14 protein-coding genes are annotated in these 16,527 nt (G+C 59.9%); 2 read left to right on the plus strand and 12 right to left on the minus strand.

The window, feature by feature from the left end:
• Positions 1 to 66: 66 nt before the first annotated feature.
• The 3 genes from lpxK to G5221_RS03460 form a co-directional block, all read right to left on the minus strand.
• Positions 67 to 1,062, minus strand: coding sequence for a tetraacyldisaccharide 4'-kinase (gene lpxK, locus G5221_RS03450; protein ID WP_421262839.1), 996 nt, complete (start codon positions 1,060 to 1,062; stop codon positions 67 to 69).
• Positions 1,062 to 2,825 (minus strand): lipid A ABC transporter ATP-binding protein/permease MsbA, encoded by a 1,764-nt coding sequence (gene msbA / locus G5221_RS03455; RefSeq protein ID WP_042056299.1) that lies wholly within the window; start codon positions 2,823 to 2,825, stop codon positions 1,062 to 1,064. Before msbA ends, lpxK begins: the two co-directional genes overlap by 1 nt.
• A 104-nt stretch (positions 2,826 to 2,929) precedes the next feature.
• A complete protein-coding gene (locus tag G5221_RS03460) occupies positions 2,930 to 5,131 on the minus strand; it encodes a DNA internalization-related competence protein ComEC/Rec2 (protein ID WP_421262840.1) in 2,202 nt (733 codons plus the stop codon).
• Positions 5,132 to 5,158: 27 nt separating this feature from the next.
• On the opposite strand from G5221_RS03460, the gene G5221_RS03465 reads away from it, so the two are divergent.
• Together G5221_RS03465 and G5221_RS03470 are read left to right on the plus strand one after the other, a co-directional pair.
• The gene (locus G5221_RS03465; protein ID WP_005350890.1) at positions 5,159 to 5,677 is read left to right on the plus strand and encodes a DUF2062 domain-containing protein; all 519 of its coding nucleotides are present in this window, start codon (positions 5,159 to 5,161) and stop codon (positions 5,675 to 5,677) included.
• Positions 5,671 to 6,174: a DUF2062 domain-containing protein gene (locus G5221_RS03470; RefSeq protein WP_042081972.1), complete on the plus strand. Its 504-nt coding sequence runs from the start codon at positions 5,671 to 5,673 to the stop codon at positions 6,172 to 6,174. The genes G5221_RS03465 and G5221_RS03470 overlap by 7 nt, the downstream gene beginning before the upstream one ends.
• A gap of 116 nt (positions 6,175 to 6,290) precedes the next feature.
• On the opposite strand, the gene G5221_RS03475 is transcribed toward G5221_RS03470, so the two are convergent.
• From G5221_RS03475 to glpT, 9 genes are all read right to left on the minus strand, one after another.
• Positions 6,291 to 7,481, minus strand: a complete 1,191-nt coding sequence (locus G5221_RS03475; RefSeq protein WP_421254887.1) for an amino acid aminotransferase — start codon at positions 7,479 to 7,481, stop codon at positions 6,291 to 6,293.
• A gap of 145 nt (positions 7,482 to 7,626) precedes the next feature.
• Positions 7,627 to 8,568 (minus strand): hypothetical protein, encoded by a 942-nt coding sequence (locus G5221_RS03480; protein WP_204383550.1) that lies wholly within the window; start codon positions 8,566 to 8,568, stop codon positions 7,627 to 7,629.
• 171 nt (positions 8,569 to 8,739) lie between these two features.
• Positions 8,740 to 9,612, minus strand: a complete 873-nt coding sequence (hdfR, locus tag G5221_RS03485; RefSeq protein ID WP_204383552.1) for an HTH-type transcriptional regulator HdfR — start codon at positions 9,610 to 9,612, stop codon at positions 8,740 to 8,742.
• Entirely contained in the window at positions 9,612 to 9,983 is a 372-nt protein-coding gene (locus G5221_RS03490; protein WP_005350885.1) for a DUF413 domain-containing protein, read from the minus strand. The genes hdfR and G5221_RS03490 overlap by 1 nt, the downstream gene beginning before the upstream one ends.
• A gap of 298 nt (positions 9,984 to 10,281) precedes the next feature.
• Positions 10,282 to 10,764: a serine protease inhibitor ecotin gene (eco, locus tag G5221_RS03495; RefSeq protein WP_204383560.1), complete on the minus strand. Its 483-nt coding sequence runs from the start codon at positions 10,762 to 10,764 to the stop codon at positions 10,282 to 10,284.
• Positions 10,765 to 10,982: 218 nt separating this feature from the next.
• A complete protein-coding gene (gene glpQ, locus G5221_RS03500; protein ID WP_005337531.1) occupies positions 10,983 to 12,071 on the minus strand; it encodes a glycerophosphodiester phosphodiesterase in 1,089 nt (362 codons plus the stop codon).
• A gap of 96 nt (positions 12,072 to 12,167) precedes the next feature.
• Entirely contained in the window at positions 12,168 to 13,655 is a 1,488-nt protein-coding gene (gene glpD, locus G5221_RS03505) for a glycerol-3-phosphate dehydrogenase (RefSeq protein WP_005350869.1), read from the minus strand.
• A gap of 317 nt (positions 13,656 to 13,972) precedes the next feature.
• Positions 13,973 to 14,731 (minus strand): DeoR/GlpR family transcriptional regulator, encoded by a 759-nt coding sequence (locus tag G5221_RS03510; protein ID WP_005347045.1) that lies wholly within the window; start codon positions 14,729 to 14,731, stop codon positions 13,973 to 13,975.
• Positions 14,732 to 14,833: 102 nt separating this feature from the next.
• Complete coding sequence (gene glpT, locus G5221_RS03515; protein ID WP_005337540.1) at positions 14,834 to 16,192, minus strand: glycerol-3-phosphate transporter; 1,359 nt, start codon at positions 16,190 to 16,192, stop codon at positions 14,834 to 14,836.
• Positions 16,193 to 16,527 lie beyond the last annotated feature (335 nt).

The following is a 16,527-nucleotide window of genomic DNA, read 5'->3' on the forward strand; positions in this document are numbered from 1 at the left end:
GTCGAGCAACCAGATATTCCATACGGGGCATATCAACCCCCTGCTCCCCCGCCGAGGCGAGAGAGATTAATCTTGCGCCCTGGCCGCGCCCTTCCCCTTCGTCCCCAGCTTGTGCAGCAGGGCATCGAGCAGGGAGGCGGGCAACTCGGCACTGACCGGCAGATACCACCAGTTATCGAGGGCAAACGGACGACACTTGACCGCATCCTTCTCGGTCATCAGCAGCGGCTTGCTGGCAAAGCGGCCCACCAGCTCATCCCGATCGAAGGGGTGATGATCGCCGTAGGCGGCCTGCTGATCCAGCTGATAGCCGAGCCCTTCCAGGGTGGCAAAGAAGCGGGGCGGATGACCGATCCCAGCCAACGCATCGACCGGCCCCGACAAGGGGTCAGCCAGCGGGGCATCGTCGCGCACCCGGCGCGGGGTGTCGGCGACCAGTTGCATGGGGTACTCCCCCTTGCCCGGCTCGCCGCCATTGCAGATGATGGCGTCCACCCGTTTGAGACGAGTGACCGGCTCGCGCAGCGGCCCCATCGGCAGCAAGCAGGCGTTGCCGAAACGGCGGGCACCATCCACCACCACCAGCTCGATGTCGCGGGCCAGCGCATAGTGCTGCAGGCCGTCGTCGGTGATGATGATATCCACTTCACCGCTCTGCTCCAGCAGTCGTACCGCGTCGGCCCGTTTCGGGGCAACCACCACCGGACAGCCGCAGCGCCGGGCAATCAGCACCGGCTCATCTCCGGCCTGCGCCGTGGTGCTGGTCTCATCCAGCCGATAGGGGTAATGGGGCGCCTTGCCGCCATAACCACGGCTCACCACCCCGGGGCGATAGCCGCGGGCTTGCAACTGCTCCACCAGCCAGACCACCACTGGCGTCTTGCCATTGCCCCCCACCGAAATATTGCCCACCACAATGACCGGCAAGGAGGAGCGATACCCCTTGCGCCAGCCATGACGATAGGCGTAGCGGCGGCTGCCGCTGATGATGGCGAACAGCAGGGCAAAGGGGGCCAGCAACCAGCGCCAGCCACTTTTGCGATACCAGAGCCGTTCCAGCATCAGGCCTTGCTTCCCGCGTTGCCAAACTGAATAGCGCGCAGCTGGGCATAGGTGCCACGCTGCTCCATCAATGCTTCGTGGTTCCCGCGCTCGACGATATGACCTTCGTCGATCACCAGGATCTCGTCTGCCTTCTCGATGGTGGAGAGACGGTGGGCGATCACCAGCGAGGTACGCGCCTTGCAAAGCTCGTCGATAGCCGCCTGAATGTGGCGCTCGGACTCGGTATCGAGGGCCGAGGTGGCCTCATCCAGCAGCAGAACCGGCGCATCGCGCAGCAGGGCGCGGGCGATGGCAACACGCTGACGCTGACCACCGGAGAGGGATGCACCGTTCTCGCCAACCACAGTGTCATACCCGTTGCTCATCTTGCTGACGAACTCGTCGGCATGAGCGATACGGGCGGCCTGCACGATCTGGTCGCGGCTGTATTTGTCTTCTGCGGCGTAGGCGATGTTGTTGGCCACCGAGTCATTGAACAGGTGAACATGCTGGGAGACCAGCGCGTACTGCTTGCGCAGCTCGCTCAACTTGTATTCGCGGATGTTGATGCCGTCCAGCAGGATCTCGCCCTGATCGATGTCGTAGAAGCGGGTCAGCAGGCTGGCAATGGTACTTTTGCCAGAGCCGGAACGGCCCACCAGCGCCACCGATTTACCCGCCTCCACCTTGAAGCTGACGTTGTGCAGCGCCGGGGTGTCCTTGGTCGGGTAGGTGAAGGTGACGTTGCGAAACTCGATCTCGCCGCGGGCACGCTCCAGAGTGCGGGTGCCAGTATCCTGCTCCGGCTCGCTGTCGAGCAGGCCAAACAGGCTGTGGCAGGCAGTGATGGCGCGCTGGAACTGGTTGTTGACGTCGGTCAGGCTTTTCAGCGGCTTGAGCAGCATCATCATGGAGGTGATCATGACGGTAAACGTACCGGCAGTCAGCTCGCTGCGCACACTGTCGATGGTAGCTACATAGAGGAAGGCCGCCAGCGCGATGGAGGCAACCATCTGCACCACAGGGCTGCCGATGGCATCGGCAGCGACCATCTTCATGGTCTGCTGGCGCATGTTGTTGCTGACCTGGAAGAAGCGCTTCTCTTCCACCTTCTGGCCACCAAACATCAGCACCTCTTTGTGCCCTTTGAGCATCTGCTCGGTGGAGGTAGTGATATCCCCTACCGCCTGCTGGATGTGACGGCTGATCTGGCGGAAACGACGGCTGATAAGGCCGATGATGATGCCCACCAGCGGGCCAACCACCAAAAAGATCACTGACAGCTGCCAGGAGTGCCAGAACATCAGGCCGAGCAGGCCGACCACGGTCGCCCCTTCCCGCACCAGGGTCACTAGCGTGGTACTTGCCGCCGAGGAGACCTGACTCGCGTCATAGGTCACCTTGGAGAGCAGATGGCCGGTGTTCTGACGGTCGAAGAAGCTCATCGGCATCGCCACCATGTGATTGAACACCTGCTGTTGCAGACGCATCACCACGTGGTTGCCGACCCAGGCCATGCAGTAGTTGGAGAGAAAGTTGGCGACACCGCGCAGGGCCACGATGCCGAGGACGAAGAAGGGCATCCATTTCAGAACGGTGCTGTCGTTGCCATTAATGCCCTGATCGATCAGCGGCTTGATGGAGTAGACAAAGGTGGTATCCACGGCGGCGTAGCCCAGCATCCCGATGATGCCACCGACCAGGCCCAGCTTGCGATCACGGACATAACCGAGCAGGCGTTTGAATACTGGCCAGCTCTCTTGTGAGGTTTCTTGTTGCATGAATAGCCGTTAGTAATGGAAATGACGGGCTATTCTAGCCAAAGCGCAGGCTTACACCAAGCGCCGCCACCTATATCGCATTCCTACACGGCAGAAATGGCCGATTATTGCTCAAACCACACTCGCGGTCTCCACCACTCACCACTGCGCCGGTACCAGGGCCCCAGATCTCGCTCGGCGGTGACGCTCAAGCCCGCTGCGGTGGGTTCGACCAGAATCGACCCTTGCTGACCGGTGATCCACTGGCGGGCATCCCGATAGCGGGCCACCACATCGGGACGGGGAAAGCCCCACTGATTCATAAAACCGGCACTGTGGATCACCTCCTTTGCCGCCACCGCCGCGACAAACGGGGGCGTGGAGGAGGTGCGACTGCCATGATGGGGGCTCACCAGCAGGGTGCTGGCCAACCCCTCCCCCTCCAGCGCCACCAGTCGCTGTTCGGCCTGCCGTTCGATATCGGCGCTCAGCAATATGCTGCGCTGCCCATCGCTGATGCGCACCACGCAGCCATCGTTATTGCGCCCGCCACCGGGGCGCTCGGGCCAGAGCACTGCAAACGAGAGCCCCTGCCAGCGCCACTGTTGCCCACGCTGGCAGAGCGTTGTTCTCTCACTAAAGGGGTAAGAGGAGAGTTCGTGGCGCACCGGCATGGCGCTGAGCAGTCGCTTGCGATTGCCGGCATGGTCCCGATCCTTGTGGCTGATGATGAGGCGATCGATGACCCGGATCCCCAGATGGCTCAGCTGAGGCAGAATCACCGCGTCCGCCATGTTGTAGCCTCCGGGATAGCGATCACCGGTGTCATAAAGGATGGCACGCTCCCCCTTGCTGATCAGCACCGCCAGCCCCTGCCCCACATCCAGCACCCGCAGTTGCCAGCGGACTGGCGTTGGCCAGAGCGCCAACAACAGCGCACACAGACCCGGTAGCAACAGCCAACGTGCCGGGCGCCACTGCGCGGCGAACCAGAGCAGCAACAGCAGGGTGCAAAGCGGCAGCCACCAGCCGGGCAGTGGCCACCACAGTTGCAGTTGATCGGAAAGCCAATTCAGGATGGTCAACACCCACCCGAGCCCCAGATCCGCCAACCAGAACAGGCCGTAGGCAAGCAAAGTGGAGATCGGCGCCAGCAGCACCCCAATCAACGCCAGCGGGATGATGGCGATACAAAAGAGCGGCACCGCCAACAGGTTGATCACCATGGCGAGGGGCGCGATCCCCTCGAACAACGCCAGTTGCAGCGGCAGCAGACCGAGCAACAGCCAGAGCTGGATCTGCCACAGTCCCGGCTTGTCGTGGAGATATCCCACCAACAGCAAGATGGCCACCGCCAGAAACGAGAGCCAGAAGCCGGCCGAATAGAGGGCGAAGGGATCCCAGAGGGTCAATACCACAAAGGCCCACAGCCAGATGCGCCAGGCCGGCCACTCCCGCCGGCTCCAGCGCAGCACACTCCACACCAGCACCATGATCAGGGCCCGCTCGGTGGCCACCGCAAACCCGGCCAACGCGCTGTAGACGGCGGCAAACAGCAGGGAGGTGATGATGGCGCCACGCAGGCCAAACAGCCTGCCCAGCCACCACCCGAGCACCGCCACCAGCGCAATGTGCTGCCCTGAAATGGCGATGATATGGGTCAGGCCGCTGCCGCGAAACAGCTCCCACTGGGCATCTGTGATGCCACTCTGCTCGCCAAAAGTGAGCGCCGCCAGCAAGGGAGCATAATCAAGCGGACGCCAACTCTCGGTCGCCGCGCCCAACCAACGTTCGCGCCACCCCACAGGTGCCTGTTGAATGTCGATCACCCGGCGCCAATTGCCGGTGGCGGTGATCCCCTTGCCCAGCAGCAGACGCCGCCCATCCAGCCCCGCCTCGTTGGCAAGACCGTGAGCCGGTTTCAACGAGGTCACCAGGGTGATCCGGCTGCCTACCGTCATGGCGGGTAATGCCTGATAGACATTGACCCGGATCAGGGGCTCAGGTGTCACCGGTTGCTCGTCGAGGGTGCTCACCCGCAGCAGCAGCCGGACAAATTTATCCCCCTCGGGCTCTGCACTTTGCAGCTGTGCGGTTATCATGTGGCTCGTCTGATCGCCCAACCGCTCCAGCCAGGCCAGCCGATAGGCAAGATTGGCCTGCATCCAGAGGATGCCGAGCAGGAGAAACAGCCACCGCCAGGCACGGCAATATGCAAGGGGGATCAGCAGGGACAGCAACAGGCCCCCCCATGCGAGTGAAGGTAACCATGGCCAGAGCAGTGAGGAGCTTGCCCCCAGGGCAAACGACAACAGACGCAGATCCATGGAGCAAGTATTTAGCAAGGTTTCAATATGCCCAAACGACTCATTAAACGCTGGATGCCCGATCAGCAAACCCTGAAAGAACACAAGCACCTGCGGCTGTTCGGCAAACTGCTGCTCGATGCCAACCTCTGGCACCTCAACCGCCGCTCGGCCGCCGGGGCATTTGCGGTGGGCCTCTTCATGGCCTGGGTGCCGCTCCCCTGCCAGATGCTGCTGGCCGCCGGTGGCGCCATCCTGTGCCGGGTCAATCTGCCGCTCTCGGTGGCGCTGGTCTGGCTCTCCAACCCCTTTACCATGCCGCCCCTGCTCTATGGCGCCTATCTGGTGGGTTGCCAGCTGCTGGGACATTCAGCGCAGCAGATTGAGATTGAGTTCACCTGGGAGTGGCTGGTCTCGGTGCTGGGCACAGTGGCACCGCCGCTGTTGCTGGGCTCGCTGATCCTTGCCCTGCTCAGTTCTCTTATCGGTTACACCCTGATCCGCACCTTCTGGCGGATCAGCACGGTACGCCAGTGGCAAAAACGCAAGATGGCCCGCCCATGCTGAGTCGCTGGTTTGCCCGCTTCAAGCTCGATCCCGATACCCTGCGCCAGCAGAAGTGGTTTGCCCTGTTTGGTGAGCGACTGCTTGCCCCAGCCCTCTGGCAAGGGGGCACTCGCGCCCTGAGTGGTGCGGTGGCGGCCGGGATCTTCGCCTGCTGGTTCCCCATCCCGATGCACTCGCTCATCGCAGTCGGTCTGGCGCTGGCATTCAGCCTCAACCTGCCACTGGCGCTGCTGGCGGTCTGGTTCAACAATCCGCTGACCCTGCCGTTCATGTACCTCTACGCCTATCGCACCGGTTGTCTGGTACTGCATCAGACGCCGGAGCCTTTCCACCTCAGCTGGACCCTGCACTGGCTGGAGCAGGAGGCGGCCACTCTGGTGCCTCCCTTCCTGCTCGGCAGCCTGCTGCTGGCGGTACTCACCGCCCTGAGCGGCGGCGCCCTGACCGCACTGCTGTTGCAACTGCGCAAGCTGTGGCAAGGTGCCCGCCACCACTGAGCCGCCCTTACCCTTGTTTGGCGATCAGCCGTTGGCGATCAAAAAAGCCCGTCACCAAGGTGACGGGCTTTTTCATGGCATAGTGCTGCATAGTACCAGAGCACAAGGCGATGTGATTACAGCACCTTGGCGATCGCCTCGCACAGGGGATCGATATTGGCGCGGGTGATCCCGGCTACGCTGATCCGGCCTGAACCGACGATGTAGATGGCAAATTCGCTCTTGAGGCGCTCAACCTGATCCTTGGTGAGACCGGAGAAGGAGAACATGCCATTCTGCTCGCGGATAAAGCTGAAATCCTGGCTCACGCCGAGGGCAGCCAGCTTCTCTACCAGCAATTCGCGCATCTCGCGAATACGCACCCGCATGGCAGCCACTTCTTCGACCCACTCGGCATAGAGAGCCGGATCGCTCACCACGGCGGTGACCACAGCGGCGCCGTGTGACGGCGGATTGGAGTAGTTGGCACGAATGACTGTCTTGACCTGGGTGAAGGCCACGTCGGCGATCTCTTTGGTCGCGCTGACCAGCGTGAAGGCGCCGACCCGCTCGTTGTAGAGGCCGAAGTTCTTGGAGAAAGAGCTCGCCACCAGCAGCTCCTCATGGCACTCGGCGAAGATACGCAGGCCTTCGGCATCCTCTTCAATACCACGGGCAAAACCCTGATAGGCGAAGTCAAACAGCGGCAACCAGCCGGCGGCAGCACTTTGCTTGGCCAGTGCGCGCCACTGATCGCTAGTGGGGTCGATACCGGTCGGGTTGTGGCAGCAGCCGTGCAGCAGCACCAGCTCACCCGGCTGCACTTCGGCCAGCGAAGCCTGCATGGCGGCAAAGTCGAGCCCCTTGGTGGCGGCGTCGTAGTACTTGTACCACTTGACGGTCAGGCCCGCGGCCTGGAACACGCTGACGTGGTTGGCCCAGGTGGGATCGGAGATCCAGATTGTCTTGGCCAGACCGTTGCGCACCACGAATTCGGCCGCGATACGCAGGGCACCGGTACCGCCCGGTGCTTGCGCGGTCTTGGCGCGGCCACTGGCAACCAGCGCAGAGTGCTGCCCGAACAGCAGTTGCTGCACGATGCGGCCATATTCGATATTGCCTTCAATACCGAGGTAGTTCTTGGTCTTCTCGTCGGTCAGCAGCTTCTGCTCGGCTTTCTTGACGCAGTGAAGAATGGGGGTGGCACCGGACTCGTCCTTGTAGATCCCTACGCCCAGATTGATCTTGTGGCTGCGAGAGTCAGCGCGGAAGGCTTCGGTCAGGCCCAGGATCGGATCCGCTGGGGCGGCAACAACCTTTTCAAACATGGTATTCCCTGTATTCCGTTGAGTTCGTTGGGTGGCAAAGCGGCTTGATAAACAAAAGCGCTCATCTGGCGAGCGCTTCGTCAACTCTTTATATCACCGCGTTCAATGGGGGAAAACCGCTTTTTGGCTCGCTTTCTGGCCAATTTCAACCAACGGCATGCCACGCTGGTGCCAGCGCGCACACCTCGGCCGACAAGCCACCATTGGACTCAACCAAACCGCTACAAACTGCTAACAATGGCTTGGGGATCCGGCTCGGCTCCCAGGGCCGAGCCTCAGTCAAAGGCTGGGCATACGCGCTGAGGATGGGGGCCAGATCACGGGGCAACCACCAGCTGGCCGGACGACCCAGCCGCTGGGCCAGCGCCTGCAGCCGATCCACCCCGGCAGGGTTGAGGGCGGTGAGATGACTCCACAGCACATTGGGGGGCAAGGCGGCCACCACCTGCTGCAAGGCCAGAGGAGCCGATGGGGGAGCCCACACCAGCAAGGTGCCGGGTTCAAGAGGCAGCTCGGCAAAGGCGCCGACGCTGTCGGTGGTGATCACCCGCTCGATACTCCCCTCCCCCCACAGGATCTTGCCAAGACCCGCCAGGGTGCGCTCGGGCAGCGCCACCTCCCCCAGCGCCTGCAACCAGGGGGCTGCGTCGATCAGGGTGCCGCCGCTAAAAAAGAGGCTGAACGACTGGGCGGCGCGCAAACGCAACAGCTGATCGGCACAGAGCCGGATCCCCTTGTCCTCGAAATCGATCTGCTCGTTGGGGGTGAAGTTCACTTCGCTCTTGTGATAGAGCGCCGCCAGCACCCGTTCATTGACCTGCTCCCCCAATTGCCAGCCCTGAGCATGCAACCACTCCTCGGGCTCGGGGGGCGCGGTGGCGATCTCGGCCAGCATCAGCTCGCGGGTGAGATAGCGCCGTCCGGCCGGGGTGAGCTCATAGCTGTGGCTGCCATGGGCGAGCAACAGCTGGTTATCCTTGAGCAGGCCCACCAGCGGTTGCCACTGGCGGCCACGGATCACCACAGGTGAGTGGCTCAGCAACTGCTGCGCCAGTGCCCGCCATTCGGGGTGACGAAAGTCGATCAATTACAATCCATCCCTGTCAGTGCTCAATCGGATAAACAGCCTGAAAAGGTACCGTTACAGACCGATGACGCCAAGCCTCCCGCGCCAATTACGTGACCTCGCTCCCTGCAATTTTCCCCAAACAGAAGAGCCCACCGTGGGGTGGGCTCTTCCTTGGATAACACTCGACGCTTATTCGACGTTGAGGCGCAGCTCGGCGTCGTGCCAACCTAGTGGCAGGGTCAGCAGCTGATCGATCAGCTCCCGGCGATCGGATTTCTCCAGATAGGCGAGATAGAGCGGACGGCTCAGCGGCTGGCCCCCCTCCACCAGATGGAGCGCCCCTTTCTCGAGGAAGGGACTGACCATCCGCCGCGGCAGGTAGGCAGCCCCACCATTGGCCAACACAAACTGTAACGCCATGCTGGCGGAGCTGGAGTGCAGCACCGGGGTCTTTTGCAGGCTCTGCAAGCGGCTGGGTTGCGGCTCGAAGCTGGTGCCCCAGTCGAGGTGGATGTGCGGCATCTGCATCAGGTTGTCGGCATTGGCGGCCGGATCCCGGCTCACCAGCTCGAACACCAGCTCACCGATGGGATGCAGGGCAATCTCGTCGATCTTGGTGGGCTCGGAGAGCAGGGCCAGATCGAGGGAGCGCTCCAGCAGCTGGCGGCAGAGGTGCTCGCGGGAGGCTGTTTCCAGCCGTACCGCCAAACCGGGCGCCAGTGCATAGATGTGATTGAGCCACTCGTTGAAATCGAGCTCCCAGAACACCGCGGGCGCGCCGATGGCCAACTGCTGGCTGAATCCTGGCGAGAGCGCCACATCCTGCTTAGCACGACCAAGGGTGTGCAAGATGGCGTCTGCGTAGGGCAGCAGACGCTCACCGGAGGCGGTCAGGCGGATGTTGTTGCGATGACGGGCAAACAGACTGACACCCAGTTGCTGCTCTAGCTGGCGGATCCGGAAACTCACCGCCGACTGGGTCAGGTAGAGATTTTCAGCAGCCCGGCCAAAGTGCCGGGTCTTGCTCACCTCGATAAAGGTCCGAAGCAGCTCGGTATCCATTAATCGATGGACTCGTCACTGCCACCACCGCTGCCACCACCGACATCAAAGCTGCCGCCACCGCTGCTCTCTTCGCTGGCGCCGCCAACGACGGTGCAGAGGCGATGAACGCGCTTGGGACCGATCACCTTGAGGTACTTGAACCACACCTTGGCATGGGGGTTGGCACCGGCTTCGCCGGATTTGACCTGCTCGACGAAGGCGGACTCGACATCGTCACGGGGTGCAAGGTTGCCCTGGTAGAGTGCCAGCATGGCGGTACCATACTTTTCCAGACTGTCCGCTTCGGCCACAGTGAATTCGCCACTGCGACGCAGGCCACGGGGAAAATGTTTGAAGTCGTTGAAACGCTTGTCTGATTCGAAGCTCATAGTGCTCTTTTTTCTGGTTAGTTTGACCTTTGCGGGCAAGTATCATCAGGCCATCGCCGAGTGCAAAATCAATTTTTTCACTATGTTAATAAATTTCTTTTATCGAAGTCACTTTGCCCCATCGCTGACGCCGATTTTGTGGCATAACACACAAAAAACGTTGATAAATAATAAACTTATGTAAACGTGCAGCCAATTTGCACGTCACTTTTTGGACTGTGCAGGCAAAAATAAAGCGCCATACGGCGCTTTATTTATCACATCAGGTGAACCAGCTGAACCTTTGGTTCAAACATGCTTACTCAATCATGGCCGGTTGGGCCAGGTTGTCGGCACGCCACAGACGGTAGCGCACTTCATACTCCTGCGGCACGTAGATCACGAACGGCAGTTTTGAGTTGTAGTTCACGAAGAAGCCCTGACCGTAGACCTGGACGAAGGTCTCTTTTTGCTGGTTATCCGGGCACATCATCAGGGTGCTGATGGGGTCGGAGACTTTGCCCAGTTTCAGGTAGTTGTAGCCCCAGCCTTTGACGCTGTGCTGTTCCAGGTTGCCTGCAAAACGCGGTACGTTGCAATCAACCATCATCTTTTTGCCGACCTGCAGCTCGACCATCATGTCGGCTTCTTTCTCGACTTCAGGCAGGCGGATCACCACACGTTCCTGATTCACGTCAGCGGCTGGGAACATGCTGATATCAAATTTTTTCGGCTCGGCGGCGAAGGCATGGCCACCCAGCAACAAGGCGCCCAGCAGGCTAAAACGCAATACGGTTTTCATCTGTACCTCATGGGGTTGGTTCAACGCCGCTAGACTAACCGCTCTGCCGATTTCATGCCAGCGATCTGCTACGTAAAAACTGCGTAAAATGATGCAGATCCGGCACACCATGACGTGATCTGGCTATTTTCTGACAGGGCGCACACTCCCGTTGCGGGAACCTGAAACAAAAAGCGAGGCCAATTGGCCTCGCTTTGCATTCAAATGGCGCCAGAGTGCTATTTGGCCGCCTCTTGATGGGCCTTGATGACGGCCACCGCCTTGTCGGGGAAGTCACTGAACACCCCGTCCACATCGGCCTGATAGAGGAAGATGTTAAGGAGATCGGTGAAGTCCTTGGCATAGGCCGGGATCTGCCCCTCATCCTGACGGAAGGTATAGGGGTGAACTTTCAGGCCCGCCGCATGGGCTTCTTTTACCATACCGGTGAAGACCGGTTTGCCCAAAGTGCCCGGCTCGGTGACGATCATCGGTTTCCACGGGCCAATCCCTTCGGCATAGCTGGCGATGGTTTTCATCGCTCCCGGCTTGAACATCCAGTCATAGTTGTAGGGGGTCGCCTTACCCTTGGCGTCGTAGACCATGGTCTCGTTCCAGTCGGTCTCGGCCATCAGCTGCACCAGTTTCAGATCCATACCCATGGCGGGCATCAGCTCGCTGTTGATGCGCTTGAGTTCATCGGCATCGAAGCACTGCAGATAGACCTTGTCATCCTTCCCGGTATAGCCGTACTCCTTGAGCACCTTCAGCACTGCTTTGGAGATATCCTTGCCTTCGTGGCGGAACAACCAGGGCGCCTTGATCTCCGGGTAGATGCCGATGTTCTTGCCGGTGCTCTTGTTGAGCCCCTGGATCATCTCGATCTCCTCCTGGAAGGTGTGGATCTTGAAGTCTGACTTCCAGAGCGGGAAGCGGGCCGGATAGACCGGCACCTGCTTGCCATCCACCAGCTGGAATGGCTCGGTCATACGCAGGGAACGCACCTCATCCAGAGTGAAATCCACCACATAGTAACGACCGTCCGGACGGGCACGACCGGGGAAGCGCGCCGCCACATCGGTGATGCCATCGAGGAAGTGATCGTGCATCACCACCAGCTGGTCATCCTTGGTCATCACCAGATCCTGCTCCAGATAATCGGCCCCCATGCCATATGCCAGCGCCTTGGACTCCAGGGTATGCTCGGGCAGGTAGCCGGAAGCGCCACGGTGGGCGATAACCACCTTGCCTTCATCGGCAGCCAACACGGGTAATGAGAGGGAGGCCCCAAGGCTCAAGGCGATGAGGGAAACGGCGAGTTTTTTCATATGTGATGCTCTTTATTATTGTGTGTAGGTAATTGTTCTATCAGAGGTTTGTTTCATATTTACGGTGGGCAGCAGCGCACTGCCCACCGTCACTCATCAGCTCGCCTTGCGCAGAGCCTGATGGTATTGGTCGAGCCAGATCTGCAGCATTTGCTGCTCTGACTCGTTCAGGCGCAGCCCCAGCTTGCTGCGGCGCCAGAGGATATCGTCCAGTGAACAGGCCCACTCCCGCTCGATGAGATAACGCACTTCCGACTCGTACAGGCCGCCACCGAAGTGAATGCCGCGATCCTCTTTCAGCCAGAGACGGGCATGGGCACCATAGGCCTCGGCAATGCGCAGGGCGCTGCGATCATCGAGCCAGTCAAACTCCAGCGCAAAGGCGCGGGCCAGCTCGCGTACCGAGCAGTCAAACTCGCCGCCGGGCAGACGGCTGGTCGCCGTCCAGTCATCCCCCATCTGGCTGAACCAGGGCTTGAGCTTGTTGCAGGCGGCCTGCGCCAGCTTGCGATAGGTGGTGAGTTTGCCGCCAAACACCGACAAGAGCGGCGCACCATCCGATTCGCCAGAGAGCTCGAGGGTGTAGTCGCGGGTCACCGCCTGTGGCGAGTCTGACTCGTCATCACAGAGCGGGCGCACCCCGGCGTAAGTCCAGATCACATCTTTCGGCGCAATCTGGCGAGTGAAGTGGGCGTTGACCACCTTGCACAGGTAGGTAATTTCGGCCTCGCTGATCTTCGCTTCCCGCGGGCTGCCGTGGTGCTCCACATCGGTGGTGCCGATGAGTGAGTAGTCCTGCTGATAAGGGATGACGAAGACGATGCGGTTGTCTTCGTTTTGCAGGATATAGGCCTCTTCGCGCTCATGGATGCGCGGCACTATCATGTGACTGCCTTTAATAAGGCGAATGCCGCGGGGGGATTTCTCGTGCAGGCTCTCGTCGTAGAAGGTCTTGACCCAGGGGCCCGCCGCATTGACCAGACCACGGCAGGTGACGGTGAACTGCTCGCCCCCTTCCCGCTCCAAAGTGAGCGTCCAGTGTTTGGAACCGCGCACCGCCTTGATGCAACGGGTGCGGGTCTGCACGTCGGCCCCCTTGTCACGGGCCATCATGGCATTGAGTACCACCAGCCGGGCGTCATCGACCCAGGCGTCCGAGTATTCAAACCCCTTGTTGATCCCCGCGGTCAAGCCATCTTGCGGCAGAAAGCGCACACCGCAGCTCCCCTTGAGCTTGTCGCGCTTGGCCAGATTGTCATAGAGGAACAGACCGGCGCGGATCATCCAGGCCGGACGCAGGTGCGGGCGGTGCGGCAGGCGAAAACGCATGGGACGAGCAATGTGAGGCGCCATACCGAGCAGCACCTCACGCTCCGCCAACGCCTCTTTCACCAGCCGGAATTCGTAATGTTCGAGATAGCGCAAACCGCCGTGGATCAGCTTGCTGGAGTTGGACGAGGTGGCAGAGGCGAGATCTTGCGCCTCAAACAGGGCAACCTTCAGACCCCGTCCTGCCGCATCGGCTGCGATGCCGACCCCGTTGATGCCGCCACCGACGACGACCAGATCATAATGTTCGCTCATGTTCACCTACTTTCATTTTTATGATTGCTATAACAGCAATGTTTGATTTCGCTCATTTTAGAACATGAAAATACAACAAACGAACATTTTATGGTGAAAGTGTGATCGCCACAGCCCGCCAGAGGTGGCAAAGAGGACAGGTCAGCTGAGCAAATGGCGTCGGGCCGAAATCAGCGGGTTACTAGCCAAAAAAACCAGATTGAATAGTGGTTTTGGCAATACCCATAAAGGGGTGAGATGAGTGCAGGAATGGGAGACAAAAAAAGAAAGGAGGCCGCCCTGACGGGCGACCGGCACAGCCTTGGCGTGTTTCGCCGTCAGCAGATGTGGCAGGCGATCTGGTGTTGCGCCATCAATCGCGTCAGCTTTTCCGGTGGCTCCTGATCGGTAAAGAGGGCGTGGATCTGGCTGAGATTGCCCAGATTGACCATGGCATTGCGACCGAACTTGGTGTGGTCGGCGGCCAGGAACACCTGACGTGAGTGAGCGATGATGGCCTGGGCAATCTTCACCTCGTGATAGTCGAAATCGAGCAGGGAGCCGTCGTTGTCGATCCCCGAAATCCCGATGACACCATAGTCCATGCGAAACTGACCGATAAAGTCGCGGGTCGCCTCCCCCACGATGCCGCCATCGCGGTTGCGGATCTCGCCACCGGCGATGATGACGGTGAAGTCATCCTTGGCCGTCAGAATGCTGGCCACGTTGAGGTTGTTGGTGACGATGCGCAGCTCGCGGTGATCGAGCAGAGCGCGGGCAATGGCTTCGGTGGTGGTGCCTATGTCGATAAAGAGCGATGAGCCGTCGGGAATATTGGCCGCGACCTCGCGGGCGATGCGCTCTTTCTCCTTGAGTTGCATCACTTTACGGGCGCTGTAGGCGGTATTGACGGTACTCGAATGCAGGGAGGCACCGCCATGATGGCGCCGGATCTTGTTCTGTTCGGCGAGATCGTTCAGATCCCGGCGAATGGTCTGGGGGCTGACGTCAAAGTGGGTCACCAGATCGTCGGTCGAGACAAATCCCTGCCGCGTCAGGACGTCCAGGATCTCCAGATGTCGTTGGGTTTGCTTCACGCTTGCACTCCGATGATGAGACAAAAAAAGGCCCCGGCAGATGCGGGGCCTTTTGGCAGTTTACCTGATCCCCTTTGGGATCAATAAGCTGAGGATCACGTTTTATGCCTTATGGGCAGCCGCTTTCTTGGCCGCAACGGCAATGTTCTCATGCTTGAGGGTCATCGCCAGCAGGATGATGGAGAGCACGCAGGAGACAGTCAGCACCATGAAGCCGCCATCCCAACCGAAATGGTCAACGGTATAACCCAGCATGGCGTTGGCTGCCACGGCGCCGCCCAGATAACCGAACAGACCGGTGAAACCTGCCGCAGTACCAGCAGCTTTCTTCGGTGCCAGCTCAAGAGCATAGAGGCCGATCAGCATGACAGGGCCGTAGATCAGGAAGCCGATAGCCACCAGCGCCATCATGTCGATGGTCGGGTTGCCGGCCGGGTTGAACCAGTAAACCAGCACAGCCAGGGTCACCAGCACCATGAACAGGATACCGGCCGGTGCACGGCGGCCCTGGAACATCTTGTCAGAGATCCAGCCACACAGCAGGGTGCCAGGAATACCGGCCCACTCGTAGAGGAAGTAAGCCCAGGAGGAGTTGTCGACGGTGAAGTGCTTGGCCTCTTTCAGGTAGGTTGGCGCCCAGTCCAGCACACCGTAACGAATGAGGTAAACGAAAGCGTTGGCGATCGCGATGTACCACAGCAGTTTGTTGTGCAGCACGTACTTGACGAAGATCTCCTTGGCGGAGAACTCCTGCTCGTGGCTCTCGTTGTAATCCTTCGGATAGTCGTTCTTGTACTCCTCGATAGGAGGCAGACCGACCGATTGCGGGGTATCACGCATCACGAAGAAGGCGATCACCGCGATGGCGGCCGCCGCTGCCGCAGGCACATAGAAGGCACTGCGCCAGTCGTTGAACCAGCCCATCCCGAGGATAAACAGCGGGCCAATCATGCCGCCGCCCACGTTGTGCGCCACGTTCCAGACCGCAACCACTTCACCGCGCTCTTTCTGTGACCACCAGTGCACCATGGTGCGACCGCAGGGCGGCCAGCCCATGCCCTGTGCCCAACCGTTCAGGAACAACAGCACAAACATGATGGCAATGCTGGAGGTGGCCCAGTGCATGGTACCCATCATGAACATGATGGCAGCCGAGAGCAGCAGACCGGCGGAGAGGAAGTAACGGGCGTTGGAACGGTCAGAGACGTTCCCCATCAGGAACTTGGACAAACCGTAAGCGATGGAGACCCCGGAGAGCGCGAAACCGAGATCACCACGGGAGAAGCCCTGCTCGATCAGATAGGGCATCGCCAGACTGAAGTTTTTCCGTACCAGATAGTAGCCGGCGTAACCGAAGAAGATCCCGAAAAACACCTGCCAACGCATGCGTTTGTAGAAGGGGTCGACCTTGTCAGCCGGGAGCCTGTCGATGTGCGCCGCAGGCCTGAAGAGACTAAGCATGTTCTGCTTCCTTATTGTTGTTATGGGCGGTTGAGGATGCCCTGACCATTCCGACGAATCATGTGAGTCCACCGATTCGCAAGCGAGCCAATTGTGCTCATATGCGCTCATTTAATCTGTGATGCATGCTCAAATATTGCAGTTTTATTACAAATAAAAGCTCCAAATGAGAAATTGCTCAGCAAGCGCCAGCCCTTGTGTGGCAAGGGTTGCAAGCTACCCCCTAAGTGGTAAGCGGCTGTTATCAAGATGCTTTACGTCACATTTTCTTAGCAATGAGTGGGATCTTGTCCACATTTCCTATGGAGGGGGGATGGTGAAATTAGCGGGAAGGG

The organism is Aeromonas sp. 602200, assembly GCF_049173895.1.
Classification (GTDB): domain Bacteria; phylum Pseudomonadota; class Gammaproteobacteria; order Enterobacterales; family Aeromonadaceae; genus Aeromonas; species Aeromonas veronii_A.